Annotated in this window: 23 protein-coding genes; 14 read left to right on the top strand and 9 right to left on the bottom strand. The window is 73.2% G+C overall.

The features are described 5' to 3' along the window. The first annotated feature begins 256 nt into the window (after nucleotides 1-256). The 4 genes from ACIQMR_RS23970 (at nucleotide 257) to ACIQMR_RS23955 (ending at nucleotide 3,792) form a co-directional block, all read left to right on the top strand. On the top strand, nucleotides 257-1,624 hold the full coding sequence (locus ACIQMR_RS23970; RefSeq protein ID WP_401390716.1) for an MFS transporter: 1,368 nt from the start codon (nucleotides 257-259) through the stop codon (nucleotides 1,622-1,624). Nucleotides 1,625-1,728: 104 nt separating this feature from the next. Beyond that, nucleotides 1,729-2,208: a DUF2771 domain-containing protein gene (locus tag ACIQMR_RS23965; RefSeq protein WP_401390713.1), complete on the top strand. Its 480-nt coding sequence runs from the start codon at nucleotides 1,729-1,731 to the stop codon at nucleotides 2,206-2,208. A 22-nt stretch (nucleotides 2,209-2,230) separates the two neighbouring features. Continuing rightward, nucleotides 2,231-2,953: a futalosine hydrolase gene (locus ACIQMR_RS23960; RefSeq protein ID WP_401390710.1), complete on the top strand. Its 723-nt coding sequence runs from the start codon at nucleotides 2,231-2,233 to the stop codon at nucleotides 2,951-2,953. Continuing rightward, the gene (locus ACIQMR_RS23955) at nucleotides 2,950-3,792 is read left to right on the top strand and encodes a 1,4-dihydroxy-6-naphthoate synthase (RefSeq protein WP_401390708.1); all 843 of its coding nucleotides are present in this window, start codon (nucleotides 2,950-2,952) and stop codon (nucleotides 3,790-3,792) included. Before ACIQMR_RS23960 ends, ACIQMR_RS23955 begins: the two co-directional genes overlap by 4 nt. Before the next feature lie 159 nt (nucleotides 3,793-3,951). Here ACIQMR_RS23955 and ACIQMR_RS23950 read toward each other — a convergent pair whose 3' ends face one another. Then, nucleotides 3,952-4,335: a cold-shock protein gene (locus ACIQMR_RS23950; RefSeq protein WP_323137286.1), complete on the bottom strand. Its 384-nt coding sequence runs from the start codon at nucleotides 4,333-4,335 to the stop codon at nucleotides 3,952-3,954. A 179-nt stretch (nucleotides 4,336-4,514) separates the two neighbouring features. Between ACIQMR_RS23950 and ACIQMR_RS23945 the strand changes: the two genes are divergently transcribed. Then, nucleotides 4,515-4,775 carry a hypothetical protein gene (locus ACIQMR_RS23945; RefSeq protein ID WP_266379393.1) on the top strand — a complete coding sequence of 87 codons (261 nt, stop codon included), beginning with the start codon at nucleotides 4,515-4,517 and terminating at the stop codon, nucleotides 4,773-4,775. Here ACIQMR_RS23945 and ACIQMR_RS23940 read toward each other — a convergent pair. Continuing rightward, nucleotides 4,772-5,431 (bottom strand): HAD family hydrolase, encoded by a 660-nt coding sequence (locus ACIQMR_RS23940; protein WP_401390703.1) that lies wholly within the window; start codon nucleotides 5,429-5,431, stop codon nucleotides 4,772-4,774. The genes ACIQMR_RS23945 and ACIQMR_RS23940 overlap by 4 nt on opposite strands. Nucleotides 5,432-5,616: 185 nt before the next feature. Between ACIQMR_RS23940 and ACIQMR_RS23935 the strand changes: the two genes are divergently transcribed. The 3 genes from ACIQMR_RS23935 to ACIQMR_RS23925 all read left to right on the top strand — a co-directional run bounded on the left by ACIQMR_RS23935 (nucleotide 5,617) and on the right by ACIQMR_RS23925 (nucleotide 8,718). Continuing rightward, a complete protein-coding gene (locus ACIQMR_RS23935; protein WP_401390700.1) occupies nucleotides 5,617-6,624 on the top strand; it encodes a FecCD family ABC transporter permease in 1,008 nt (335 codons plus the stop codon). Between the two features lie 169 nt (nucleotides 6,625-6,793). Then, complete coding sequence (locus tag ACIQMR_RS23930) at nucleotides 6,794-7,873, top strand: FecCD family ABC transporter permease (RefSeq protein ID WP_401390698.1); 1,080 nt, start codon at nucleotides 6,794-6,796, stop codon at nucleotides 7,871-7,873. Continuing rightward, entirely contained in the window at nucleotides 7,870-8,718 is an 849-nt protein-coding gene (locus ACIQMR_RS23925; RefSeq protein ID WP_401390696.1) for an ABC transporter ATP-binding protein, read from the top strand. The genes ACIQMR_RS23930 and ACIQMR_RS23925 overlap by 4 nt, the downstream gene beginning before the upstream one ends. 214 nt (nucleotides 8,719-8,932) lie before the next feature. Here ACIQMR_RS23925 and ACIQMR_RS23920 read toward each other — a convergent pair whose 3' ends face one another. Then, nucleotides 8,933-9,940 carry a hypothetical protein gene (locus ACIQMR_RS23920; RefSeq protein ID WP_401390694.1) on the bottom strand — a complete coding sequence of 336 codons (1,008 nt, stop codon included), beginning with the start codon at nucleotides 9,938-9,940 and terminating at the stop codon, nucleotides 8,933-8,935. Nucleotides 9,941-10,016: 76 nt separating this feature from the next. Here ACIQMR_RS23920 and ACIQMR_RS23915 point away from each other — a divergent pair, with 76 nt between their 5' ends. Continuing rightward, on the top strand, nucleotides 10,017-12,770 hold the full coding sequence (locus ACIQMR_RS23915) for a helicase-associated domain-containing protein (RefSeq protein WP_401390692.1): 2,754 nt from the start codon (nucleotides 10,017-10,019) through the stop codon (nucleotides 12,768-12,770). Nucleotides 12,771-13,042: 272 nt separating this feature from the next. Beyond that, the gene (locus ACIQMR_RS23910; RefSeq protein WP_401390689.1) at nucleotides 13,043-14,686 is read left to right on the top strand and encodes a DNA repair helicase XPB; all 1,644 of its coding nucleotides are present in this window, start codon (nucleotides 13,043-13,045) and stop codon (nucleotides 14,684-14,686) included. 78 nt (nucleotides 14,687-14,764) lie between these two features. Here ACIQMR_RS23910 and ACIQMR_RS23905 read toward each other — a convergent pair whose 3' ends face one another. Both ACIQMR_RS23905 and ACIQMR_RS23900 read right to left on the bottom strand, forming a co-directional pair. Next, a complete protein-coding gene (locus tag ACIQMR_RS23905) occupies nucleotides 14,765-15,964 on the bottom strand; it encodes a glycosyltransferase 87 family protein (protein WP_401390686.1) in 1,200 nt (399 codons plus the stop codon). 102 nt (nucleotides 15,965-16,066) lie between these two features. After that, entirely contained in the window at nucleotides 16,067-16,261 is a 195-nt protein-coding gene (locus ACIQMR_RS23900) for a hypothetical protein (protein ID WP_266379417.1), read from the bottom strand. A 372-nt stretch (nucleotides 16,262-16,633) separates the two neighbouring features. On the opposite strand from ACIQMR_RS23900, the gene ACIQMR_RS23895 reads away from it, so the two are divergent. Next, nucleotides 16,634-18,577, top strand: coding sequence for a HelD family protein (locus tag ACIQMR_RS23895; protein WP_401391039.1), 1,944 nt, complete (start codon nucleotides 16,634-16,636; stop codon nucleotides 18,575-18,577). A 45-nt stretch (nucleotides 18,578-18,622) separates the two neighbouring features. On the opposite strand, the gene ACIQMR_RS23890 is transcribed toward ACIQMR_RS23895, so the two are convergent. Further along, the gene (locus tag ACIQMR_RS23890) at nucleotides 18,623-19,312 is read right to left on the bottom strand and encodes a copper homeostasis protein CutC (RefSeq protein ID WP_401390682.1); all 690 of its coding nucleotides are present in this window, start codon (nucleotides 19,310-19,312) and stop codon (nucleotides 18,623-18,625) included. Nucleotides 19,313-19,514: 202 nt separating this feature from the next. On the opposite strand from ACIQMR_RS23890, the gene ACIQMR_RS23885 reads away from it, so the two are divergent. Next, nucleotides 19,515-21,812, top strand: a complete 2,298-nt coding sequence (locus ACIQMR_RS23885) for a heavy metal translocating P-type ATPase (RefSeq protein WP_401390679.1) — start codon at nucleotides 19,515-19,517, stop codon at nucleotides 21,810-21,812. Between the two features lie 145 nt (nucleotides 21,813-21,957). Here ACIQMR_RS23885 and ACIQMR_RS23880 read toward each other — a convergent pair whose 3' ends face one another. Beyond that, nucleotides 21,958-22,332 (bottom strand): DUF6479 family protein, encoded by a 375-nt coding sequence (locus tag ACIQMR_RS23880; RefSeq protein WP_401390676.1) that lies wholly within the window; start codon nucleotides 22,330-22,332, stop codon nucleotides 21,958-21,960. Between the two features lie 226 nt (nucleotides 22,333-22,558). Here ACIQMR_RS23880 and ACIQMR_RS23875 point away from each other — a divergent pair, with 226 nt between their 5' ends. Next, nucleotides 22,559-23,215, top strand: coding sequence for a hypothetical protein (locus ACIQMR_RS23875; protein WP_401390673.1), 657 nt, complete (start codon nucleotides 22,559-22,561; stop codon nucleotides 23,213-23,215). Between the two features lie 130 nt (nucleotides 23,216-23,345). Beyond that, nucleotides 23,346-24,641 carry a hypothetical protein gene (locus ACIQMR_RS23870; protein ID WP_401390670.1) on the top strand — a complete coding sequence of 432 codons (1,296 nt, stop codon included), beginning with the start codon at nucleotides 23,346-23,348 and terminating at the stop codon, nucleotides 24,639-24,641. Between the two features lie 45 nt (nucleotides 24,642-24,686). Here ACIQMR_RS23870 and ACIQMR_RS23865 read toward each other — a convergent pair whose 3' ends face one another. Next, a complete protein-coding gene (locus ACIQMR_RS23865) occupies nucleotides 24,687-24,953 on the bottom strand; it encodes a DUF4031 domain-containing protein (protein ID WP_401390667.1) in 267 nt (88 codons plus the stop codon). After that, nucleotides 24,950-25,303 carry a hypothetical protein gene (locus ACIQMR_RS23860; RefSeq protein ID WP_266379440.1) on the bottom strand — a complete coding sequence of 118 codons (354 nt, stop codon included), beginning with the start codon at nucleotides 25,301-25,303 and terminating at the stop codon, nucleotides 24,950-24,952. Before ACIQMR_RS23860 ends, ACIQMR_RS23865 begins: the two co-directional genes overlap by 4 nt. Nucleotides 25,304-25,342: the final 39 nt, after the last annotated feature.

Below are 25,342 nucleotides of genomic sequence, written 5' to 3'. Positions count from 1 at the left end.
TCTCACGGGTGCGCCGGCCGATTCGCGATGTACGGGCGGCGGGCGGAGCGGACCAGAGGGCCGCATCGACGTCCGCGCCCGGGCAATCCGTCTCGGGCACACCTAACATCACCCATTCTGCGGGATGACGAAGAGGCGCGCGGCCGAGAACTACCGCCGGTGGCGCGCTACGCACGCTACCCCCTCCGTGGCGCCCCGCCCACCTGCCCGTCCGAATCCCGGTTCGGGTCGGAGGTCCGTAGGGCACTATGACGACGTGACAGCCGCGAGGTCGTCCGGCGTTTCCGGGCCGCTGAACAGGGCGTGGCGCGTGACCGGCCGCGCCCTGCACCTGCCGTTCACCGGCGCGGCACGAGGCATTCGCCGGGCGACCCACGCACACGGCGCCGGCGAATCCGGGCTCGGAAAACTCATCGAGCTGCACGCCGTCAACGGCGCAGGCGACGTGATGATCACCGTCGCGCTCGCATCCACCGTCTTCTTCTCCGTCCCCACCGACGAGGCGCGCGGGCGGGTCGCGCTCTACCTCGCGATCACCATGGCCCCGTTCGCTCTGCTGGCGCCCGTGATCGGGCCGCTCCTGGACCACATCCCGCACGGCCGCCGCGCCGCGATGGCGGGCACGATGACGGCCCGCGCGGTGCTGGCGCTGACCATGTCGGGCGCGGTCGCGACGGGCGGCCTGGAGCTGTATCCGGCCGCGCTCGGCGTACTGGTGTGCTCGAAGGCGTACGGAGTGATCCGCAGCGCGGTCGTACCGCGACTGCTCCCCCCGCGCTTCGCCCTCGTGAAGGCGAACTCCCGGGTGACGCTCGCCGGGCTGGTCGCCACCGGGATCGCCGCGCCGCTCGGCGTCGCGCTGCAGCAGATCGGTCCCGCGTGGCCGCTGTACGGGGCGTGCGCGATCTTCACGGCCGGCACGTTCCTGGCGCTCAGCATGCCGCACAAGGTCGACTCGGCGAAGGGCGAGCGCAAGGCGCACATGCTGACCCACGGCGAGCGCCGCCCGAGCCTGCGCACGGTGGGCCCGTCGGTCCTGCACGGGCTGCAGGCGAACGCGGCGCACCGCATGCTCTCCGGGTTCCTGATCTTCTTCCTGGCGTTCCTGCTGCGGGTCCATCCGCTGGCCGGGCAGAGCGCCGCCGCGTCGCTGGTGATGGTGGGCATCGCCGCGGGCATCGGCAACGCGTGCGGCACGGCGATCGGGGCGTGGGTGCGGCACCGCCCGCCGGAGGTGATCGTGGCCACGGGTCTGACGCTCGCCCTGTCGGCCGCGGTGCTCGCGGCCGTCTTCTTCAGCCCGCTGATGGTGGCGGTGCTGGGCGCGGTCGCCGGCCTGTCGCAGGCACTGGTCAAGCTGTCCCTGGACGCGATGATCCAGCGGGACGTCCCCGAGGCGGTGCGGACGTCGGCGTTCGCCCGTTCGGAGACGCTGCTCCAGATGTCGTGGGTGGTGGGCGGCGCGATCGGGATCGCCCTGCCGCTGAACGGCGTCCTGGGCATGTCGGTCGCGGCGGCCATCCTCGCGACGGGCGCCGCACTGGCCCTGCGCGGCCTCCTGGTGGCATCCCGCCGCAGCACGACGATCACGGACCGGGCGACCGTGGCGCCCCGGGTCCGCTGATCGGGGGCCCGGGCCGGGACCGGTGCGGTGGCGTGCGGGGCCATCGGGGCGCCACGCCGCACCCCCGCGATGCGGGATCGCGGGGGCCCGATAGCCTTCGGGCCATGACCGTTGCGTTCCTCACCGGCAAGCACCGCCGGGCCGCCGCCGCCCTCGGTGCCGTGTCCGCCGGCCTCCTCGTACTCTCCGCCTGCGACAAGCCGACCCCGCTCGCGACCGTGACGGTCGGGACGACCTCGGTGCACACCGAAGCCGCCTGCTACAACGACGGCGAAGCGATCAGGGAGTCGCTGATCCAGGGCTGCCTCAACGAGAAGGCCGAGAAGTCCATCACGGTCGCGGCCGACGACAAGGTCCGCTTCGGTGTCGACCCCGAGATCGCCGAGAACGGCTGGACGATCTTCATCGGCGGCCAGCGCGCCGAGCAGGAGCCGTACCACAAGACGTACCGGACGATCCCGGCCAGCGCGTTCTTCACCAGCCCGACGACCGGGGAGCCCTCCAGCTCCGCGCAGGTCTCCGTCGTGGAGACGACGGGCAAGAAGCTGACCGGCATCTGGCACTTCAAGCTGCTGAAGGGCTGACCGGACCGAACCGGGCCCAGCCATGCGCGTACTCGTCGTGACCGCGGTGCCGGCGGAGGCCGACGCCGTCGTCGCCGGTCTCTCCGCCGACGGCCCGTCCCCCGCGCGCTCCCTCCCGGGCGGCCTCACCCTGCGCCCCTGTGCGGGCGCGGGGGTGACGGTGGACGTCCTGGCGGGGGGCGTGGGCCCGGCCGCGGCGGCCGCGGCGACGGCGTCGGCGCTGACGGCCTCGGTGACGGCGACGGCGACGGGCCCCGCCTACGACCTCGTCGTCTCCGCCGGGATCGGCGGGGGCTTCGCGGCGACCGCCCCGCTCGGCTCGCTCGTCGTCGCGGACGCGATCGTCGCCGCCGACCTGGGCGCGCAGACCCCCGACGGCCACCTCGCCGTCGAACAGCTCGGCTTCGGGCGCTCGGCGCACGTCCCCGCTCCCCTCTCGGAGCGGATCGCCAAGACTCTGGACGCGGTGCACGGTCCTGTCCTGACCGTGTCCACCGTCACCGGTACCGCCTCCCGCGCCGCCGAGCTGACCGCCCGTCACCCGGGGGCCGCCGCCGAGGCGATGGAGGGCTTCGGGGTCGCCGAGGCCGCCACCGCGCACGGCGTGCCCGTCGTCGAGATCCGTGCCGTGTCCAACGCCGTCGGCCCGCGCGACCGGGCCGCCTGGCGCATCGGCGAGGCCCTGGACGCCCTGCGGAACGCGTTCCGGCTGCTGAGCCCCGTACTCGAGGAGGAGGCCCGATGACCAAGGTCAAGATCGCCTACTCGCCCTGCCCCAACGACACGTTCGTCTTCGACGCCTGGGCGCACGACCGGGTCCCGGGCGCGCCCCGGCTCGATGTCACGTTCGCGGACATCGACATCACCAACGGCATGGCGGAGCGCGGCGAGTTCGACGTGCTGAAGGTGTCGTACGCCGTGCTGCCGTACGTCCTCGACCGCTACACGCTGCTGCCCTGCGGCGGGGCGCTCGGGCGCGGCTGCGGCCCGCTCGTGCTCACGCGCGAGCCGGGCACGGATCTGACGGGCGCGACGGTCGCCGTGCCGAGCGAGAAGTCGACCGCATATCTGCTGTTCCGGCTGTGGGCGGCGGACGTGCTGCCGGACGGGGTGGGCCGGATCGTCGTACTCCCGTTCCACGAGATCATGCCGGCGGTCCGGGACGGCAAGGTGGACGCCGGGCTCGTCATCCACGAGGCGCGATTCACCTATCAGAACTACGGACTGCACTGCCTCGCGGACATGGGCGAGCACTGGGAGTCGACGACGGGCCTGCCGATCCCGCTCGGCGCCATCATCGCCAGGCGCTCGCTGGGCGAGGAGGTGCTGACCAGTCTCGCCGAGTCCGCCCGAACGTCCGTGCGCATGGCCTGGGACGATCCGGCGGCGTCCCGCCCGTACGTGATGGAACACGCCCAGGAGATGGACCCGGCGGTGGCCGACCAGCACATCGGGCTGTACGTCAACGAGTTCACGGCCGCCCTCGGTGAGGACGGCTACGCGGCGGTGCGCGGGCTGCTCACGCGCGCCGCGGCGGAGGGTCTGGTCCCGGCGCTCGGACCGGAAGCGCTGAAGTTCCCCTGAAGAGTTCCCTGAAGTCGCAGGACTCCCCAGACCCCGGGCCTCCGGGCTCCCCGGACTCCCTGGACTTCCGGGACTCTGCGGACCTCCTGACTCCCTGACACACGTCGCGGCCGGGGGCGGATGCCGCCCCCGGCCGCGACGTACGTCGAGCCTGTCGGACTAGACGTCGAGCTGGTCGGCGACCGCGCGCAGCAGGCCCGCGATCTTCTTGCCGTGGACCTTGTCCGGGTAGCGACCGCGCTCCAGCTGCGGCGTGATGTTCTCCAGGAGCGTCGTCAGATCCTGCACGATCGACGCCAGCTCGTCCGGCTTACGACGCTGCGCGGCGGCCACGGAGGGGGTCGGGTCGAGGACCGTCACCGAAAGTGCCTGGTCACCGCGCTGGCCCGCCACGACGCCGAACTCGACCCGCTGGCCGGGCTTCAGGCTGTCGACTCCGTCAGGAAGCACCGACGAGTGGACGAAGACGTCGCCGCCGTCGTCGCGGGAGAGAAAGCCGAAGCCCTTCTCGCTGTTGAACCACTTGACCTTGCCGGTAGGCACGTCTGTCCTCGTCCTCGTACTCGTCGGGAATTGCGAAAAACTGGTCCGGAAAGCAAAAAACTGCTCTGGATAGCACTGCAGCGGGTCCACCGACCCGCCACCACCCAAGGCTAATGGTCCAAGGGCCCCTGACAAGACGTCCCCGGTGGTTCCTACGCGCAGGGAACTACCCTGGTCGGGTGACTCATGAAACCCAAGCGAATTCGGCCGCTCCCGGCGACGGGCTCGTCCGCGTCGGCGCGATCGTCTTCATCATCGGCGCCGTGGCCACTCTGGTCACCGTGGCCCCACTGTTCCTCGGTACGGAGCCCTTCCCGACCGTCGCGTATCTCGTCAGCATGCTGATGGGCGTCGGCTTCCTGATCGCGGGCGCGGGGGTGCTCCGGTCGATCGCGGCGCAGCGCCGTCAGGCGCGTTCGTCGGCGGCGCCGTCGGCCTAGCCGGCGGCGTTCGCGTCGGCGTATTCGGCGAGCCAGGCCGGGAACGCGGTGAGGTCCGGCAGGACCACGTCCGCCCCCGCCTCACGCAATTCCCGCTCGTCGCACGGCCCGGTCGGTACGGCGACGGACAGCGCCCCGGCGGTCCGGGCCCCGCGCACATCGCCGATGTGGTCGCCGACGTACACCCGCGCGTCGTGCTCGCGCAGCGCCTCCGCCTTGGCCTCGGCCCACAGCCAGCCGATGACCTCGTCCGGCTCCAGGCCGAGGTGGGCGAGGTGCATCTTGGCGTTCGGCTCGTGCTTGGCCGTGACGACGACGGCGCGGCCGCCGAGCGCGTGGACGGCGGCGATGGCCTCGCGGGCGCCGGGCATGGCGGGCGTCGGCGGGATCGCGTACGCGGGGTACAGCTCGCGGTAGCGGTCGGCGATCTCCTGGATCCTGTCGTCCGGGAACCAGTGCGCGAGCTCCTGCTCCAGCGGCGGACCGAGCCGGGTGACCGCGAGGTCGGCGTCTATCCGGACACCGGTCTCGGCGGAGAGGGCCAGGTAGGCGGCCCGGATGCCGGGACGCGAGTCGATCAGGGTCATGTCGAGGTCGAAGCCGACCGTGAACGGTCGCGGGAGCGGGAGCGGTCGCGTCAGGGGTTCCGGAGCCATGAAGGCCATTGTGCCTGTGGCCGGACGGCGGCCGGAGGGAGGCCGGAAGGGTGCCTGAAGGGTGCCGGTGAAGGGCCGCAGGAGGACCGGAAGGGGGCCGGTCGGGGGCCGGGTGGGTGCCGTCGGGCGGACCGGAACCGGTGCTTACACTTAGCCGAGCCTTACCAACCTCCTGATGGGTTTCGATGTCAGCCGCCGCTCCCAGAACCAGACGCGTGCTCGCGGTCGCGGCGGCCGCCGTGGCGCTGCTCGTCGCGGTGCTGCTCAGTCTCGCCGTCGGGGCGCGGCCCATCGCCCCGTCCGCGGTGTTCGACGCCCTGCTGCATGGCGGAACGAGTGATTCCGCCGAGGTCGTGCGTCAGCTGCGGCTGCCGCGCACGCTCATCGGCCTGATGGTCGGCGCCTCGCTGGCACTCGCCGGCACGGTGCTGCAGGGCCTGACCCGCAACCCGATCGCCGATCCCGGGATCCTCGGCATCAGCCAGGGCGCGTCGGTGGGCGTGGTCCTCGCGATCGCCTTCGCCGGGGTGCACACCCTCCTGGGCCATGTGTGGTTCGCCTTCGCGGGCGCGGCGCTCGCGTCGGTCGCGGTGTACGCGATCGGCTCCAGCGGCCGGGGCGGGGCGACGCCGGTGAAGCTGGCGCTGGGCGGTGCGGCGATCAACGCGCTGCTGGTGTCGGTGACGATGGCCGTACTGACGACGAAGGCCGCCGCGCTCGACGAGTTCCGCTTCTGGCAGGTCGGCGCCCTCGGCGGCCGTGACGCGGAGATCGCCGTACAACTCCTGCCCTTCGTGCTGCTCGGCACGGTGCTCGTGGTGTCCGTCGCCCGCGGACTCGACGCGCTGGCCCTCGGCGAGGACGTGGCGAAGGGCCTCGGCCGGCGCGTCGCGGCGGTACGCGTCGTCGGCGGCATCGGCGCGACGATCCTCACCGGCGCGGGCGTCGCCGCGGCCGGCCCGATCGCCTTCATCGGTCTGGCCGTCCCGCACATCGCCCGCGCGATCGTCGGCACCGACCATCGCTGGGTGCTTCCGCTCGCCGCCCTCATCGGGCCCGTGATGCTCCTCGTGTCCGACGTCGCCGGACGCGTCCTGTTTCCCCCGAGCGAGGTCCCGGCGGGTGTGATGACCGCCCTGATCGGTGTCCCGTTCCTGGTCGCCCTGATCCGCCGGAAGACGGTCCCCGCGTGAGCCCGGCCACCACGTCCCGCCGATGCCCGGGGCATTCGCGCGCACGGGTGTGGGCCGGCCACCGGCTTGCGGACCGTGAGCGGCCGGCGCGTGAGCGGCCGACGCGTGAGCGGCCGGCGCCTGAGCTCCCGGGCCGTGAGCGGTGCGGCGACGACGAGGAGAGCATGCGATGACCGTCGAGGCAGTGGCCCGGCGCGGTGTGCGGCCGGCCGGGTACAGCCGGGTGCGGGCCGGGCGGGGCACGTTCCTCGTGCACCGGCGGGCCGCCGGTGTCGCCGTGGCGCTGGCCGTGGTGCTCATGGGTGTGTGTATCGCGTACCTCTGCTTCGGCGAGAGCTTCGTCGCGCCCACCGAGGTCGTGAAGGTGCTCCTCGGGCAGCCGTCCGCCGAGGAGTTGATCGTCGGCACGCTGCGGCTGCCGCGCCTGGTCGTCGGGCTGCTCGTCGGCGCGGCCTTCGGGGTCGCCGGGGCGCTCATCCAGACCGTCGCCCGCAACCCCCTCGCCAGCCCGGACATCATCGGCATCAGCCAGGGCGCGAGCGCGGTCACCGTCGCCGCGCTGACCTTCGGCGTCACCTCGTACACCGTCCTGCCGTACCTGTCCGTCGCGGGCGGCATCGCGGCCGCCGCGCTCGTGTACGTGTTCGCCTGGCGCGGCGGACTCCACGCGACCCGCTTCGTCCTCGTCGGCATCGGCTTCGCCATCGCCCTGCGCTCGGTCACGAGCCTTCTCATGACCAAGGGCGACTATCTCGTCGCCCAGCAGGCCCAGATCTGGATGACCGGATCCCTCAACGGCCGCGGCTGGGACGAGGCCGCGCCCCTCGGCTGGACGCTCCTCGTCCTGGTCCCGGGCGTGCTGTGGGCCTCGCGGGCCATGCGGAACGTGGCCCTCGACGACCACACCGCCACCGCGCTCGGCGTACGGCTCGGGCGGGTACGTCTCGGCCTCGTCCTCCTCGGCGTCCTCCTCGCCTCCGTCGCGACGGGCGCCGCGGGCCCGGTCGACTTCGTCGCGCTGCTGGCGCCGCAGCTCGCCCGCCGGACGACCCGTACCGCGCAGATCCCGCTGCTCTGTTCGGCGCTGCTGGGCGCGGTCATCGTCGTGCTCGCCGATCTGCTGGCGCGGCGCCTGCTGGCACCGACCGAACTGCCCGTGGGCGTGCTGACGGCCGCCGTCGGCGCCCCCTACCTGGTCTGGCTGATCGTCCGCGGCCGCACCGGCCGTACCGCTGGAGGGAACGCATGAGCAGGCTGACGGCCCGTGAGCTGACGCTCGCCTACGAGGACCGCACGGTCGTCCACGAGCTCGACCTGGCCGTTCCCGACGGCCGGGTGACCGTCATCGTCGGCCCGAACGCCTGTGGCAAGTCGACGACCCTGCGCGCCCTCGGCCGGCTGCTGAAGCCGAAGGGCGGCGCGGTGCTGCTGGACGGCACGGAGCTGGCCCGTATCCCGACGAAGCGGATCGCGCAGCGGATCGGGCTGCTGCCGCAGTCGCCGGTCGCGCCCGAGGCGATCACCGTCGCCGACCTGGTCTCGCGCGGCCGGCAGCCGCACCAGGCCTGGTGGAAGCAGTGGTCGGACGAGGACGAGCGGGCCGTCACGGACGCGATGGAGCGCACGGACGTCACCGCGCTCGCGGACCGGCCGGTGGACGAGCTGTCGGGTGGTCAGCGGCAGCGCGTGTGGATCGCGATGGCGCTGGCGCAGGAGACGGATCTGCTGCTGCTCGACGAGCCGACGACGTTCCTGGACATCGCGCACCAGGTGGAGGTCCTCGATCTGGTCCGCCAGCTCAACCACGAGCGCGGCCGGACGGTCGTCGCCGTGCTGCACGACCTCAACCAGGCCGCCCGGTACGCCGATCACCTCGTCGCCATGAAGGAAGGCCGCATCGTCGCCGAGGGCCACCCCTCGGACATCGTCACCGCCGAGCTCGTCCGGGAGGTCTTCGGCCTCGCGTCGGTCGTCGTCCCCGACCCGGTGACGGGGTCCCCGCTGGTGGTCCCGGGAGCGCCCTGGCAGGCGCCGGCGGCCGGCCCGGACGCCGTGCCCGCCCAGGCTGACGGGGCCCGCGCGGGCACCGTGTGATCCTGCGGCCGCCGCCGCACGACGCCCCGCAGGCCTGGCAAGGCTCCGGACGTCTCTGCCCGACTCCGGGTGTTCTGACCGACGCCGGATGTTCCCGACCGACGCCGGGCGTACCCAACCGACGCCGGGCGTTCCTGCCCTACGCCGGGCGTTCTTGGCGACCGTATGGTCCTGACGAAGTGGTCACCGACATGGCGGCCGCCTTCGCCATGGGTCACCTCCGGCGCGCGCGCCAGACCAGGAACAGCGCCGACGCCACGGCCGCCGCCCGCACCGCCCACGGCCATGTCCCCGCCAGTGCCTCGCCCATCGCTTCCCCGCCCGGCGCGATCGGATCGCCCCAGCGGCCGTCGAGGCGGCCCCAGAGCCAGACCGCGGCGGTCAGGGCGACGAGGCCGGGGAGGCCGAGGACCGCCCATTTCGCTTCGGTGCGCGAGAGCGCCCGGGTGGCGTAGGCGAGGAGCCAGCCGCCGGCCAGGGCGATCAGTGAGCCGAGGATCGCGCCGACGGCCAGGAGCGTGGCGGCGAACAGCGGCATCGGATGACCGAGCGACACGCGGGCGGCCGCTTTCCCGGCCGAAGGATCCGGAGCCGTCCCGGCCGCGGGGTCGGGGGCCGCAGGCCCACCGCGACGGGACCGCAGGCGCCACCGGCGCCGTGAACCGCCAGGCTCTCCCGCGGCGTTCGCCGCCTTGTCGGCGCCCTTGGCCGCGGCGTCGCCCGGCCGCGGAGGCGTCAGCAGGTCCGGGATCTCCACCCCGCCGACGAACCCGCCGACGGACCCGTCGACGAATCCTCCGACGCGCTCACCCGGCTCCTGGCCGTTCCGCTCGATGCGCCACCAGTCCGGCTCCGGCGCCGCCTCGCCCAGGACGTCGTCGCCGGCGGCGGCACCGGACCGCTGCTCCGGGACGGACGCGGCCGTCGCGGCGGAGCCCGAACCTGAGCCGGAAGCCCGGCCGGACCCGGAGCCCGAGCCGGAAGCGCCCTCGGGGCCGACGGCCGCGTCGTCCACCACCTCGTCCGGCGACCCCAGCCGGCCCAGGATGCGCTGGACGGCCGCGGGGCTGTCGGTGTCGTACTTGGCGCGCTGCCGGTCGATCTCGTTCCGCAGCGACGACACGAGCTGCATCCTGGTCCCGGAGGGCAGCTGGCGTTGCTGGGCCAGGTCGCCGACCCGGCTCAGGTAGTCGAAGACAAGCTGATCGCTCTCGATCCCCACGGTGCCCCTCCACAGCGCGCCCGTACCGGCGCCCGGTCCTGACGTTAGCGCCTGGGCAGGGGCTAACGTGGGGCGGATGGGGACCGGTGAGCTCGATCGGGAGGCGCACGTGCCCGCAGGACCATCCGCGGAGACGTCCGCGCGTACGGACGCACATGCCTCCGCCAGTGCGGCCGAAGGCACGGGCGGCCGCGCGGCCGGCACGTCGCCCCGCACACTGGCCGAGGCGCTGCGCTCACGCGGCGACGAAGGTCTCGCCGCGCTGCTGCGTGCCCGCCCCGATCTGCTGTCTCCGGTCCCGAACGACCTGACGCAGCTCGCCACCCGCGCCGGCACCCGCGCCTCCGTCGTACGGGCGCTGGAACGGCTCGACCGGTTCACGCTGCAGACCGCCCAGGCACTGGCCGTGGCGGTCGAGCCGGCGTCGTACGGGCCGGTCCTCGCCCTGCTGGGCGGCGACGACGGCGACCCGGCGGTCGAGGCCGCGCTGCCCCGTGCGCTCGGTGTGCTGCGCGAGCAGGCGCTGGTCTGGGGCGACGACGACCGGCTGCGGCTGGTGCGCACGGCGCGCGAGCTGCTGGCGCCTTCACCCCAGCATCCGTCGGCGACCGGGCTCGGGCCGACGGTGGCGGAGACGACGTCCGGGATGTCGCCGGGCCGGCTGCAGGAGATCCTCGGCGCGGTGGGGCTGACGTCCACCCATGACCCCGTGTCCGCGGTGGCGGCGCTGACCGCGCTGTTCACCGACCGGGATCGGATGACGGCGCTGCTGGACACGGCTCCGCCGGACGCTCTGGCGGTGCTGGACCGGCTGGTGTGGGGGCCGCCGTACGGAGAGGTCACGGCGGATCCCGCGCCGCCGGTGCGATGGCTCCGGGACCACGGGCTGCTGCTGCCCACGTCGCTGCGCACGGTCGTGCTGCCGCGCGAGGCCGCGCTGCATCTGCGCGGTGGGCGTGCGCACCGCGAGACGGATCCGGTGCCGCCGGAGGTCCGGGTCGCGGCCGAATACCGTCCACAGGTTGTGGACAGCACGGCGGCGGGTCAGGCGCACACCGCGCTCGCGACCGTCGAGGAACTGCTGAAGGGCTGGCAGACGGGCGGGCCCTCGGTGCTGAGGGCGGGCGGGCTGAGCGTCCGCGACCTCAAGCGCACGGCGACGACGCTGAACGTCTCCGAGGAGATCGCCGCGTTCTGGATCGAACTGGCCTACGCGGCCGGGCTGCTGGCCTCGGACGGCGAGGCGGACGAGCGGTTCGCGCCGACGCCCGCGTACGACGAGTGGCTCGACCTGCCCGCGCCGGCGCGCTGGACGGCGCTGGTCACGGCGTGGCTGCCGGCGACGCGAACGGCGGGTCTGGTCGGCGGCCAGGACACCAAGGGCCGTACGCTCGCGGCGCTCGGCCCGGACCTGGACCGCGGCGCCGCGCCCGAGGTCCGTCACCGGGTGCTCACCCTGCTCGCCGATCTGCCGTGGGGCGCGGCCCCGGTCCAGGACTCCCTCCTCGCGCGCCTCCGCTGGGAACGTCCCGTCCGCACCCCGTCCCCCGCCGCCCCGGGGGCGCCCGACACCCCCGACCTGCGCTCCCGCATCGCCGCCTGGACTCTCACCGAGGCCGAACTCCTCGGCCTCACGGGCCGCGGCGCGCTCTGCACAGCGGCCCGCACCCTGCTGGCAGCCCCACCGGCCCCTCCGACCGCACCGGCCCCACCGACCGCACCGGCTCCTCCGACGCCGTCCCCGGCGGACGGGCGCGGGCGCACCGAGGCCGGCCCCGGGTCCACCGAGCCCGCGGGCCCCTCCGGCTCGCCCCCGCAGTCCATCGCGGCGAGCACCGCCGCCGCGTCGGCGACCGGGGGCGTGGTGCCCCACAGCCCGGCCGAGCTCGCCGCGCGGGCCGCGCTCGCCGCGGCCGTGATCGCGCCGATGCTGCCCGAGCCGCTCGACCACGTCCTGCTCCAGGCCGACCTCACGGCCGTCGCGCCCGGCCCCCTGGAGCGGCCACTGGCGGAGGCCCTCGGCGTGCTGGCGGACGTGGAGTCGAAGGGTGGCGCGACGGTGTACCGGTTTACGCCCGGGTCCGTACGGCGGGCGCTGGACGCCGGGCAGGCAGCGACGGACCTGCACGCGTTCCTGGCCAGGCACAGCCGTACCCCGGTCCCGCAGCCGCTCAGCTATCTCATCGACGACGTGGCCCGAAAGCACGGCCATCTCCGTATCGGCGCCGCCTCCGCCTACGTACGGTGCGACGACGACGCGCTGCTGGACGAGATCCTCGCCGACCGGCGCTCGCACGGGCTGCGCATGCGCCGTCTCGCGCCCACCGTGCTGGCCGCCCAGGCCGACCCGGCGACGCTCCTCGACGGGCTGCGGGCCATGGGGTACGCGCCGGCCGCCGAGTCGGCCGAGGGCGATGTGCTCATCACCCGCGCCGACGCCCACCGCACCCCGCACCGCACCCCGCCCGTCCCCGTCCCCGACGGGCCGCCCCTCCCGGACGACACCCTGCTCGGCGCCGCCGTGAAGGCGATCCGGGCGGGCGACAAGGCCGCCACGGCCGTACGCAAACCCGCACCCCACACCGCCGAGGGCGCGCTGCCCCGCACCACCCCCGCCGAGACCCTTGCCACCGTGCAGGCCGCCGCCCTCACCGGCTCCGCGATCTGGATCGGCTACGTCAACGCCGACGGCGCCGCCAGCCAGCGCGTCATCGCACCGATCCGCGTCGAGGGCGGCTTCGTCACCGCGTACGACCACACGGCCGACGAGGTCCGCACGTACCCGCTCCACCGCATCACCGGCGTCGCCGAACTCGCCGAGCCGGCGTAGGCCGCGCAGGCCGCGCAGGCAGAAGGAGCGCCGTCAGGACCCACCGGCGAAACATGGGAGCGCCGCCCGCTTCCCGCCCAGGGCGGTCGATTCCCCGCCCCGGTAGCGCCCGGCCCCAACCACGGCGGTGTGGCCGAGGCCATCCGGCCACACCGCCCGATGAGGCAAACTGGACGTTTGGCTGCACGGGACGGCCCGGGACCCGCACCCGCACGGGATCGCCCCAGGCCCGTCCGGGCCCCGCACCGGAGCCACGAGGAAAGGGCACACGCGTGAACGGACCGCTCATCGTCCAGAGCGACAAGACTCTCCTGCTCGAGGTCGACCACGAGCAGGCCGACGCGTGCCGCCGCGCGATCGCTCCGTTCGCGGAGCTGGAGCGCGCCCCCGAGCACATCCACACCTACCGCCTCACCCCCCTCGGCCTCTGGAACGCCCGGGCGGCCGGGCACGACGCCGAGCAGGTCGTGGACGCCCTCGTCGAGTTCTCCCGCTACCCCGTCCCGCACGCGCTGCTCGTCGACGTCGCCGAGACGATGGCCCGTTACGGGCGCCTCAGCCTCGTCAAGCACCCCACCCACGGCCTGGTGCTGACCACGACCGACCGTCCGGTCCTGGAGGAGATCCTCCGCTCCAAGAAGGTCCAGCCCCTCGTCGGCGCCCGGCTCGACCCGGACACGGTCGCCGTGCACCCCTCCGAGCGCGGCCAGATCAAGCAGACGCTGCTGAAGCTCGGCTGGCCGGCCGAGGACCACGCCGGTTACGTCGACGGCGAGGCCCACTCCATCGACCTGGACGAGACGAACTGGGCGCTGCGCCCGTACCAGAAGCAGGCCGTGGAGGGCTTCTGGCACGGCGGCTCGGGTGTGGTCGTGCTCCCCTGCGGCGCCGGCAAGACGCTCGTCGGCGCGGGCGCGATGGCACAGGCGAAGGCGACCACCCTGATCCTCGTCACCAACACGGTCTCCGCCCGCCAGTGGAAGCACGAGCTGATCAAGCGCACCTCGCTCACCGAGGAAGAGATCGGTGAGTACAGCGGCGCGAAGAAGGAGATCCGCCCGGTCACCATCGCCACGTACCAGGTGCTGACGACGAGGCGGAAGGGCATCTACCCGCACCTGGAGCTGTTCGACTCCCGCGACTGGGGTCTGATCGTCTACGACGAGGTGCACCTGCTGCCCGCGCCGGTCTTCAAGTTCACGGCCGATCTGCAGGCCCGCCGCCGCCTCGGCCTGACGGCGACGCTCGTGCGCGAGGACGGCCGCGAGTCGGACGTCTTCTCGCTCATCGGCCCCAAGCGCTTCGACGCGCCGTGGAAGGAGATCGAGGCGCAGGGCTACATCGCGCCCGCCGACTGTGTCGAGGTCCGGGTCAATCTGACCGAGTCCGAGCGGCTGGCGTACGCGACGGCGGAGACCGAGGAGAAGTACCGCTTCTGTGCCACCACGGACACGAAGCGGAGGGTGACGGAGGAGCTCGTACGCAAGCACGCGGGCCAGCAGACCCTGGTCATCGGCCAGTACATCGACCAGCTCGACGAGCTGGGCGAACATCTGCAGGCACCCGTCATCAAGGGCGAGACGCCGAACTCCCAGCGGGAGAAGCTCTTCGACGCTTTCCGCAACGGCGAGATCTCCGTCCTCGTCGTCTCCAAGGTCGCGAACTTCTCGATCGACCTGCCCGAGGCGACGATCGCCATCCAGGTCTCCGGCACGTTCGGCTCCCGCCAGGAGGAGGCCCAGCGCCTCGGCCGCGTCCTGCGCCCGAAGGCCGACGGTCACAAGGCCCACTTCTACTCGGTGGTGGCCCGCGACACCATCGACCAGGACTTCGCGGCACACCGCCAGCGCTTCCTCGCGGAACAGGGATACGCGTACCGGATCATGGACGCGGACGACCTGATGGCCGACGACTAGGCCGGTGACCGGGCTCCGGCCGGTGCCGAGCGAGTCCGCGCGTCCTCACGCCGTCGCGTCCCTCGCGCCCTCGCGTCCTCAGCGCGGGGCGCCCGCGCGGGTGCCGGCCGCTCCCCGGGCCGTTCGCTGGGTCGGGAGCCCGCCGCGGGAGTCCCCGCCGGCGCGTGCCCGTAGCGCCGCGATCACCAGCACCGTCAGTCCCACCGGCGGATACGGCGACGCCAACAGCTGCTGCCACCAGGACAGTTGGAGGTCCAGGTCCCCGTCGTGCGGTACGAGCCACAGACTGCGGGCCAGGAAGACCGCCGTCATCAGCACGGCGGTACGCCGGCGCCCCTCGGCGATCAGGACCGCGATCAGCGGCACGCACCACACCCAGTGGTGGGACCAGCTGATCGGCGAGACGAGCAGCGCGGTGAACGCGACGGCCAGGACACCCCAGCGCTCCGGCGCCCGGCGCGCGGTCCACAGCCCCGCGCCGACGGTGACCAGAACCGCCGCCGTCCACACCGCGCCCGGCTCGGTCGTGTGCAGGAGCCGCGCGAAGAGCCCTCGCAGCGACTGGTTGTCGACGATCCACGTCTTGCCGACCCGTTCGGTCTCGAAGATCCGCCGGGTCCAGAAGTCGGCGCTGGCCTCCGGGAGGACGAGCGCGCCGAGCAGCACCGTGCCGGCGAACGAGGCGAGCGCGGTGAGCCCGGCCCGCACCCGTCCCGTGATCAGCAGCAGGACGATGAAGACGGCGGGGGTGAGTTTCACGCCCGCCGCGACGCCGAGCGCGAAGCCCTTGCCGAGCGCGCCGGCCGGCCGGGACAGGTCCCACAGCACCAGACAGACGAGCGCGAGATTGATCTGGCCGAAGACGACGGTCTGGAAGACGGGCTCGAGCCACAGCCCGAGCGCGGTGGCGGCGAGGACGTACGGTGCGGACGCGGTCAGCCCGGCGAAGCGGCAGGAGAGCCGTACGAGCAGGGCGAGCAGCAGGGCGTTCCCGGCGACGAAGACGACCTTGAGCGCCGCGACGGGCAGCCAGGTCGTCGGCACGAAGAGGATCGCGGCGAAGGGCGGGTACGTGGCGGGCAGCTGCCACGCGGTGACGGTGAAGCCGTAGAGGTCGGTGCCGTTGGCGACGGCCGCTCCCTCGGCGCGGTAGACGAGGGTGTCGGCCATGGGGATGTGCTGGGCGACGCAGAGGACGGCCAGCGCCGCGAAGGACAGGACGAGGGCACCTGTTGCCGCGAGTGAGCGAGCGGTCACGGTCCGGTACGGATACGTCACGGCCGCGACCCTAGTCGATCAGCGGTCGCTCATCGGCCGGACTGCGGGGCGGGAGCGGGATCGACGAGGCGAGGGCGCCACGGTGGCCGAGCCACGGCGGCGTCAGAGGTGCCGGCGGACGCCGGCCTCCTCGCTGTACTCGCCGAGGATCGCGACGCCGAACGCCGTGGTCACGAAGACCTTGACCGCGCGCAGTACGTCGCCGAACCGGTGGGTGTGGTGAGCGGTGGCACCGGTGGCGGTGGCTCCGCGCCCGGGTCCCTGCCCGGCAGCTGGGTTGAGGATGACTGTACTCATGGGTCCAGGATGGGATTGCGGCGTCCGGAACACATCGACCTGCGGGCTGAACACTGATCCGGGACGCGTACGACTTCGGATATACGGCCTCCCCTACGGGACGGACCCCGCCCCGCGAATAACCATTCGCCCGGGCCCGCCGGGCTGACTAGAATCGCCCGTCTTGCCCGCCTCCCTCGTAGGAGTGCCGCCGCCCGGACGGAAACCGGGCGCGCAGCCATGCCGTACTTCCAACGTACCTTCGGAGGCATCACCGTGCCCGCGCCCGACGTGCCCGCATCCGACGCGCCCGCCCTGCGAGAAGTGCCCGTGCCGGGCCCGCTCGCCCACGAGCGCGCCCATCTCACCGCCTCACGTGCCGCGCTGCGTGCGATGCGGGAGGACGTCGAGTCGCTCGACATCCGCGACGTCACGGCGAACTGGGTCAACGCCGCGGTTCTGCAGGTCCAGATCGACGAGCGGATCAAGGCCCTGGCCGACCTCGCCCACACCCCGTTGTTCTTCGGACGCCTCGACTATCTGCCCGCCACCCAGGAGGGCCGGCGCTTCTACATCGGCCGCCGCCATGTGCACGACGGCGACGGGGACCCGATGGTGATCGACTGGCGGGCGCCGGTCTCGCAGCCGTTCTACCGGGCCTCCCGCAAGGACGCGATGGACGTCGCCCTGCGCCGCCGCTTCGGTTACACGGGCGGCGACCTCACGGCGTACGAGGACGAGCACCTCACCGACCCCACGGAGACGTCCAGGGCCAGCAGACTCCTCCAGGCGGAGATCGAACGCCCGCGTGTCGGCCCCATGCGGGACATCGTCGCGACGATCCAGCCCGAGCAGGACGAGATCGTACGCTCGGGGCTGTCCGGCACGGTGTGCGTCCAGGGCGGCCCGGGCACCGGGAAGACCGCCGTCGGCCTGCACCGGGTGGCGTATCTGCTGTACGCGCACCGCGAGCGGCTCGCCCGCACCGGCACTCTGGTCATCGGGCCGAACCGGTCCTTCCTCCAGTACATCGAGCAGGTCCTCCCGGCACTGGGCGAGCTGGAGGTCAAGCAGGCGACGGTCGGTGACCTCGTCGCGCATGTCGAGGTGCGGGGGACGGACGAGGCGCCGGCGGCGATCGTCAAGGGCGATGCCCGCATGGCGGAGGTGCTGCGGCGGGCGGTCCGCTCGCACGTGACGCTGCCGACCGAGCCGGTGATGGTCGTCCGCGGTTCGCGACGCTGGCGGATTCCCGCGTACGAACTCCAGGAGATCGTCCAGGAGTTGCTGGACCGCGACATCCGCTACGGCGCGGCCCGCGACGCACTGCCGCAGCGCATCGCCCACGCCGTGCTCGTACGCATGGAGCAGTCGGGCGAGGCACCCGACGACCGGGTGCAGGACGCGGTGGCGCGCAACGCGGCGGTGAAGGCGGCGGTGAAGGCGATCTGGCCACAGGTCGATCCGGCGAAGCTGGTGCTGCGACTGCTGTCGGACCCCGGCTTCCTGGCCGAGCACGCGGACGGCTTGCTGACGGCCGACGAACAGAAGGTCGTTCTGTGGGTCAAGCCGCCGCGTTCGGTCCGTACGGCGCTCTGGTCCGCCGCGGACGCGGTGCTGATCGACGAGGCGAACGACCTCGTCGAGCGCACGCACTCGCTCGGCCATGTCGTCCTCGACGAGGCGCAGGACCTTTCACCGATGCAGTACCGGGCGGTGGGGCGCCGGTGCACGACGGGTTCCGCGACGGTCCTCGGCGACCTCGCCCAGGGGACCACCCCGTGGGCGACGGCGAGTTGGTCCGAGGCGCTGGCCCATCTCGGCAAGCCCGATGCGGCGGTCGAGGAGCTGACGGCGGGCTTCCGCGTACCGCGCGAGGTCATCGCCTACGCGTCCCGGCTGCTGCCGCACATGTCACCGGGCCTGGCCGAGGTCCGCTCGGTCCGCGAGTCCCCGGGCTCCCTGGAGATCCGCCCGTCGGCCGGAGACCACGACGTGGTCACGGCCTGCCTGTCGTCCCTGCGCCACGAGGGCTCCATCGGCCTGATCGCCGCCGACGCCCGCATCCCCGCACTGGCGTCCGCCCTGGCCGACGCGGGCGTCCCCCACCTCTCGCCCGGTGAGGAGACCACGCCCGACAACCGTCTGACCCTGGTCCCCGCCTCCCTCGCCAAGGGCCTCGAGTACGACTACGTCGTCCTCGACGACCCCGCCTCCGTCGTCGCCGCGGAACCCGACGAACGCACCGGCCTCCGCCGCCTCTACGTGGCCCTGACCCGCGCGGTCTCGGGCCTGACGGTGCTCCACTCGTCACCGCTGCCCGGGCAGTTGGCGTGAGGAACGCCTGACCGACCCCGCCACGCGCCCGGCACCGCCGGTCTTCTAGTCGTCGATGGCCGTGCGCCAGGCCCGGACCGCGGCCGCGTCCACCGGGGCCTCCCAGCCGAGGGGGCGCGCCGCGCCGCCGATGTGGAAGGCGTCCAGGCGGGCCGCGCGCAGGGCGGGGAGGTGGTCGAGGCGGAGGCCGCCGCCGATGAGCATGCGGGGTTCGTAGCCGGGCTCGCCCCAGAGGGACGCCTCCGCGAGGAGGACGGGGAGCCCGTCGTCGACACCGGCCGGGCTGCCGGCGGTGAGGTAGGTGTCGAGGCCGGGCACGTCCGCGAGCTGCTTGCGCAGCGCGTCACGGTCCGCCGCGCGGTCGATCGCGCGGTGGAAGGTCCAGCGGCAGCCCTCCAGCTCCGCGACCAGTCGTTCCACCGTCACGAGGTCGGGGTCGCCGTGCGCGTCGAGGAAGCCGAGGACGAATTCCTCCGCGCCCTCCGCCCGCAGCCCGCGCGCCGCCTCGACCAGCGCCTCGACGTCGCCCGCCGCGAAGCCGTCGGCGAGCCGGAGCATCACCCGCAGCGGGATGTCCACGGCCGCGCGGATGCGGCCGAAGGTCTCGCGGGACGGGGTGAGCCCGTCCGCCGCCATGTCGCTGACCAGCTCGAGGCGGTCCGCTCCGCCGGCCTGCGCGGCGATCGCGTCCTGCGCATCGAGGGCGATCACCTCCAGGAGTGCACGGTTGCTCATGGCCCATCCTTCGCCAGTAGGTCTGCGTCCATACAGGTCTAGTCCAATAACGGGTCCAGACTAGTCCGCATCCATGCCCCCCGCACCCAACCCTCCTTGCACCGGATACCGAAGGGGGGTATAGACTCGATACCCGATGGATACCCCCTGGGGGTACCATGGAGAGCGGATACGGGAACCACGAGCGGCAGGAGCGGCGATCATGACCACGACGACAACCGAACTCGTCATCGGCGGCATGACCTGCGCCTCCTGCGCCGCCCGCATCGAGAAGAAGCTCAACCGCATGGACGGCGTCGAGGCCACCGTCAACTACGCCACGGAGAAGGCCCGGGTCAGCTTCACCCACGGCATCACCGTCCCGGACCTGATCGCCACCGTCGAGCGCACCGGCTACACCGCCGAACCGACCCCGGAACCGGCCCCGCGCATCCCCGCGCCGGCATCGCCCACGGGCCCAGCACCCGGCAACGCCGACGTCGACACCGGTACCGATACCGGTACCGGTACGGACACCGACCCCGCCCTCACCGCCCTCCGCCACCGCGTCCTGGTCTCCGCCGCCCTCGCCGCGCCGGTGATCGCGATGGCCATGATCCCGGCCCTGCAGTTCACCAACTGGCAGTGGCTGTCCCTCACCCTCGCCGCCCCCGTCGTCGTCTGGGGCGCGTACCCCTTCCACCGTGCCGCCTGGACCAACGCCCGGCACGGCGCCGCGACGATGGACACGCTGATCTCGCTCGGCACGTCGGCGGCGTTCCTCTGGTCGCTCTGGGCGCTGTTCTTCGGCCACGCCGGGATGCCCGGGATGACGCATCCCTTCGAGCTGACCATCGCCCGCAGCGACGGCGCGAGCAACATCTATCTGGAGGCCGCGGCGGGCGTCACCGCCTTCATCCTCGCCGGGCGCTACTTCGAGGCCCGCTCCAAGCGCAAGGCCGGCGCGGCCCTCAAGGCGCTCCTCGAGCTCGGCGCCAAGGAGGTCACCGTCCTGCGCGACGGACACGAAGTCCTCATCCCCACCGGAGAGCTGAGGACCGGTGACCGCTTCCTCGTCCGTCCCGGCGAGAAGGTCGCCACCGACGGCACCGTCGTCGAGGGTTCCTCCGCCGTGGACGCCTCCATGCTCACCGGCGAGTCCGTCCCCGTCGAGGTCGGCACCGGCGACGCGGTGACCGGGGCGACGCTCAACGCGGGCGGACGGCTCGTCGTCGAGGCCACCCGCGTCGGCGCCGACACCCAGCTCGCCCGGATGGCCCGCCTGGTCGAGGACGCGCAGAACGGCAAGGCCGCCGCCCAGCGCCTCGCCGACCGTATCTCCGCCGTGTTCGTCCCGGTCGTGATCGCCCTCGCGCTGGGCACCCTCGGCATCTGGTGGGCGCTCGGCGAGGGCTGGACCGCCGCGTTCACCGCCGCCGTCGCCGTACTGATCATCGCCTGCCCCTGTGCCCTGGGGCTGGCCACGCCGACCGCGCTCATGGTCGGTACGGGCCGCGGCGCCCAGCTCGGCATCCTCATCAAGGGCCCGGAGGTCCTGGAGACGACCCGCAAGGCCGACACCGTCGTCCTCGACAAGACCGGCACCGTCACCACCGGCCGGATGACCCTCCTGGCCACCCACACCACGGCCACCACCACCGAGGCCGAGGTCCTGCGCCTGGCAGGCGCCCTGGAGCACGCCTCCGAGCATCCCGTCGCCCGGGCCGTGGCCGCCGGCGCGGCCGGCCGGGTGGGAGCGCTGCCCGCTCCCGAGGACTTCGCGAGCGTTCCCGGGCTCGGCGTCCGGGGCGTCGTCGAGGGCCGCACCGTCGTCGTGGGCCGTGAGCAGCTGCTCGCCGAGTGGGAGATCACCCTCCCGCCCGCGCTGGAGACCGCGAAGGCCCGGGCCGAGTCCGCGGGCCGCACCGTCATCGCCGTCGCCTGGGACGGTGAGGCCCGCGCGGTCCTCGAGGTCGCCGACGCGGTGAAGGCGACCAGCCGGGAGGCGATCCGCCGGCTCCGCGCCCTCGGGCTCACCCCGATCCTGCTCACCGGCGACAACAAGGCCGTCGCGGCCTCCGTCGCCGCCGAGGTCGGCATCCCCCCGGAGAACGTGATCGCCGAGGTGCTGCCGGAGGGGAAGACCGACGTGATCAAGCACCTCCAGGCGGAGGGCCGAAGTGTCGCCATGGTCGGCGACGGCGTCAACGACGCGGCCGCGCTCGCCCAGGCCGACCTGGGTCTGGCGATGGGCACGGGCACGGACGCCGCGATCGAGGCGGGCGACCTGACGCTCGTACGGGGGGACCTGCGCGCCGCCGCGGACGCCATCCGGCTCTCCCGCCGCACGCTCGGCACGATCCGCTCGAACCTGTTCTGGGCCTTCGCCTACAACGTCGCGGCCCTGCCGCTCGCGGCGGCAGGGCTCCTGAACCCGATGATCGCGGGCGCGGCGATGGCCTTCTCCTCCGTCTTCGTCGTCGGCAACAGCCTGCGTCTGCGGGGCTTCAAGGCGCTGTAAGGCGCTGTAAGGCGCAGCGAAGCGCTCTGAGGCCTCACGGAGCGGCTCTCGGCCCACCCCGAGCAGCCACCCGAGCAGCCATCCGTGCAGCCACCCGAGCAGCCACCCGTTCGTTCAGCCACCCGAATCGGCCACCCCGTTCGTTTCAGCCACCCAGACTGCCGCTCCCGAACGCCCCGCCGCTGCGCCTGCCGTGCTGCGGCCGGGCCTCGGGGCCCTTGCCCGTGCTGTGCGACGTGTAGGACTTCAGGTTGTACGGGAGAAGGCGGCTTCCGTCGTCGGGGAAGGCGTCGTCGTCCTCCTCACGGACCTCCTCGATGTGGTCGCGGTGGTCGGCGGCCTTCGGCTGTTCCTCGGGACTCGGCGTGCGCAGCCGGGCCCGCCGCCGCCCGTCCCACCACATCGCGCCGCCCAGGAGGACGATGAGGATGATTCCGAAGGTGAGCGGGCCGATCGCGGCGAGTATCTGGGCCGCGAGCTGGGTCTCCGACCCGCTCTGGGCGATGAGCAGTGCGTTCATGGTGTCTGCCTCCGCAAACGGGGATGACACGCAGGAGGTATCCATTATCGCCCGCTATGCCCGCTTCGCCAGCACGCACCGGAGGACGCCCGCTCGCCCGCCCCGCCACCGAACCGCACGCGCGCCGCACCCGCGCCGAACGCCCGCCGCACCCGCACGGCACCGCGCCGCACCCCAAGGCTCCGCACCGCACCCGCGCGGGGTGCCCCCCGTGGACAATGACCGCATGGCCGACCTCGACATCGACCTCGATGATCTCCGCGACCGCTGGTGTGCCGCGCTGCTCGCCGTCCGCGAGGACCCCTGCCGGCCGGACCCGTACCCGTACGCCGACCATCTGCTGGCCCGCTGGTCGGAGCCGCAGCGGCGCTATCACACGGTCGGTCATCTGGCCGCCGTCCTCGACCGCGTCGACACCCTCCAGGAGTACGCGGCGAACGCCGACCTCGTCCGCCTCGCGGCCTGGTTCCACGACGCCGTCTATCTCCCCGAGCGCTCCACCAACGAGGAACGCAGCGCCCGCCTCGCCGAGAAGGCGCTGCCCGAGGCCGGGCTGACCCCGCAGGACACCGACGAGGTCGCCCGCCTGGTCCGCCTCACGAAGACCCACGCCGCCGAGGACGACGACGGCAACGGCGTCGTCCTGTGCGACGCGGACCTGGCGGTCCTGGCGTCGGCGCCGGCGGCGTACGCCGCGTACGCCGCCGCCGTCCGCGAGGAGTACTCCTTCGTCCCGGACGCCGCCTTCCGCGAGGGCCGGGCCGACGTCCTGCGCCATCTGCTGGGTCTGCCGCGTCTGTTCCGTACCCCCTACGGGCGGCGGGAGTGGGAGGACGCGGCGCGGCGCAACGTGTCGGCGGAGCTGGAGCGCCTCACGAACTGAGCCCCTGGGCGGGTACGGGAACCGCACCGGGTTGCGCCGGTTGGCGGGCGCTTCGGTTGCCGGGCGGCAGCGCTGAAGCGAGGGTCGCTCGGGGGAGGTAAAGCCCCGTCAGTCTTCCCTGGAGCGCTCAATGAGATTCGTCGCGAGAGCGGGCGGCGCGGTCGCCCTGGCTCTGGCCGTCGTGCCGGCCGCACCGGCACAGGCCGCCTCCCCCAGCACCGATGGCAACAACAACCGGATCGCCTGCAACACCGAGGCACTGAAGGACGCGATCGACAACGCCAACACGAAGCGTGGCGGCACGATCGAACTGGCACACGACTGCCGTTACGTCCTCACCGCCCCCGACCTCCTCGGCGGCGCCAACGGCCTGCCCTTCATCACCACTCCCATCACCCTCCACGGGGGCAAGGGCACCGTCGTCGAGCGTTCAACCGCACCCGGTACCGCGCAGTTCCGCATCTTCGAGGTCGCCGGCCCGGCCGGTTTCCTCACCCTCGACGACCTGACCGTCCGCAACGGCCACACCACCGGTGACGGTGGCGCCGTCCTCGTCGACCCGGGCCGCACCCTGCTCCTGCGGTCCGTCACGCTCACGAACAACCGGGCCGACGGTTCCGGCGGCGCCGTCCAGAGCAATGACGGCCGGGTCATCCTCCACGCCAGCAAGGTGGACGGAAACACCGCCGGTGACGCCGGGGACGGCGGCGGCATCGCAGCGGCGGGCGGCGTCCTGTCCGTCGACTCCAGCACCGTCACACGCAACAGGGCGGGCGTCACCGGAGGCGGCATCGCCGCCGGAGACGCCCTCGTCACCATCAGCCGCAGCAACGTCGACCGGAACAGGGCCGGTGCCGACGGAGGCGGCATCGCGAGCAGCGGCCATCTGACGCTCCGCTCCAGCCATGTCGACCGGAACACGGCCGCCGAAGGCGGCGGCATCAACAACCTCGGCACCGCGAGGATCGAGCACAGCAGCGTCGTCGGAAACGTCGCGAGCGGCAGCGGTGGCGGCGTTCAGAACGAAGGCACCATGACGATCAGCCACGGCAGCATCAACGGGAACACCTCCACGCAGGAGGAGGGCGGCGGGATCCACAACACCGGCGATGTGTGGATCGCCCGGAGTCTCATCAAGGACAACGTCGCCGACGACGAGGGCGGAGGTCTCTGGAACAGCGGGTCGGCCACCGCCGAGTCGAGCGACATCATCGGAAACCGGGCCGGGACCACGGGCGGTGGCGTGCACAACGTGGACGGCACCACCGTGCTCACCGACAGCACCGTCGTCAAGAACGAGGCCGCGGACAGCGGCGGCGGCATCTTCGAGGCATCCGGCGAGGTCACGCTCAACCGGACCCGCGTCAAGGACAACCAGCCCGACAACTGCCGGCCGGTCGGCGCCGTAACCGGCTGCCTCGACTGAGCCTGCACCCCTCCCTCCACGCAGTCGGCGGAGGCACGGCGCGCCCTAGCGACCGCCGTGCTTCCTCCGTCGCAGCCCCGCCTCCGTGAGCCGTCGGACGAGCTCCTTGGACCCGATCTGCACCGCACCCGCGCGCACCGCCTCCTCGTAGCGGTACGAGGGGATGTCGTAGTGGTCGCGTTCGAAGGCGCGTGACGGGCAGCCGATGGACGCGGCGAAGGTGTGCAGTTCCTCGAAGGACACGTCGCTGACCAGGTGCGACCACATGCGGCCGTGCCCCGGCCAGGTCGGCGGGTCGATGTACACCGTCACGAGAGCCCGCCCACCGGGGCGACGACCACGCCCGCCTTCCCGCACACCCAGTGCGGGTCGGGTCCCAACTCCGGTTCCACGTCCAGCGCGTGCGGCTCGCCCGAGGTGCACACCGGGCACAGGGGCCACCGCCCATACCGCTCCAGCAGCGCGTCCTGCACGTCCTGGGCGATCAGCCCGGCCACGTATTCGGCGCCCTCCGGCCACTGCTCGACCCACCAACGGCGCTGTGCGACCGCTTCCTCGACGAGCGAGACCACCTCGGCGTGCGCCACGTCACGGGCGGTGAGGTCGGCGAGTACGAGGGAGCGGGCGGCGTGCAGCGCCTGCTCCAGTGGGTTGACGTCCATACGGTCATTGTCACCCGGATCGGCGTACGCCCACAGGGC

This window comes from Streptomyces sp. NPDC091376 (assembly GCF_044757085.1).
GTDB classification, from domain to species: Bacteria; Actinomycetota; Actinomycetes; order Streptomycetales; family Streptomycetaceae; genus Streptomyces; species Streptomyces pratisoli.
The sequence above is the reverse complement of the archived record's forward strand: the minus strand, read 5'-3'. Positions and strand labels throughout refer to the sequence as shown.

Coding starts and splice junctions, on each gene's coding strand:
- ACIQMR_RS23900 (WP_266379417.1), bottom strand. CDS start 16,261: ATGAGTACAGTCATCCTCAACCCAGCTGCCGGGCAGGGACCCGGGCGC.
- ACIQMR_RS23875 (WP_401390673.1), top strand. CDS start 22,559: ATGGCCGACCTCGACATCGACCTCGATGATCTCCGCGACCGCTGGTGT.
- ACIQMR_RS23935 (WP_401390700.1), top strand. CDS start 5,617: ATGTCAGCCGCCGCTCCCAGAACCAGACGCGTGCTCGCGGTCGCGGCG.
- ACIQMR_RS23955 (WP_401390708.1), top strand. CDS start 2,950: ATGACCAAGGTCAAGATCGCCTACTCGCCCTGCCCCAACGACACGTTC.
- ACIQMR_RS23960 (WP_401390710.1), top strand. CDS start 2,231: ATGCGCGTACTCGTCGTGACCGCGGTGCCGGCGGAGGCCGACGCCGTC.
- ACIQMR_RS23895 (WP_401391039.1), top strand. CDS start 16,634: ATGCGGGAGGACGTCGAGTCGCTCGACATCCGCGACGTCACGGCGAAC.
- ACIQMR_RS23860 (WP_266379440.1), bottom strand. CDS start 25,303: ATGGACGTCAACCCACTGGAGCAGGCGCTGCACGCCGCCCGCTCCCTC.
- ACIQMR_RS23930 (WP_401390698.1), top strand. CDS start 6,794: ATGACCGTCGAGGCAGTGGCCCGGCGCGGTGTGCGGCCGGCCGGGTAC.
- ACIQMR_RS23870 (WP_401390670.1), top strand. CDS start 23,346: ATGAGATTCGTCGCGAGAGCGGGCGGCGCGGTCGCCCTGGCTCTGGCC.
- ACIQMR_RS23925 (WP_401390696.1), top strand. CDS start 7,870: ATGAGCAGGCTGACGGCCCGTGAGCTGACGCTCGCCTACGAGGACCGC.
- ACIQMR_RS23880 (WP_401390676.1), bottom strand. CDS start 22,332: ATGAACGCACTGCTCATCGCCCAGAGCGGGTCGGAGACCCAGCTCGCG.
- ACIQMR_RS23940 (WP_401390703.1), bottom strand. CDS start 5,431: ATGGCTCCGGAACCCCTGACGCGACCGCTCCCGCTCCCGCGACCGTTC.
- ACIQMR_RS23890 (WP_401390682.1), bottom strand. CDS start 19,312: ATGAGCAACCGTGCACTCCTGGAGGTGATCGCCCTCGATGCGCAGGAC.
- ACIQMR_RS23915 (WP_401390692.1), top strand. CDS start 10,017: ATGGGGACCGGTGAGCTCGATCGGGAGGCGCACGTGCCCGCAGGACCA.
- ACIQMR_RS23885 (WP_401390679.1), top strand. CDS start 19,515: ATGACCACGACGACAACCGAACTCGTCATCGGCGGCATGACCTGCGCC.
- ACIQMR_RS23965 (WP_401390713.1), top strand. CDS start 1,729: ATGACCGTTGCGTTCCTCACCGGCAAGCACCGCCGGGCCGCCGCCGCC.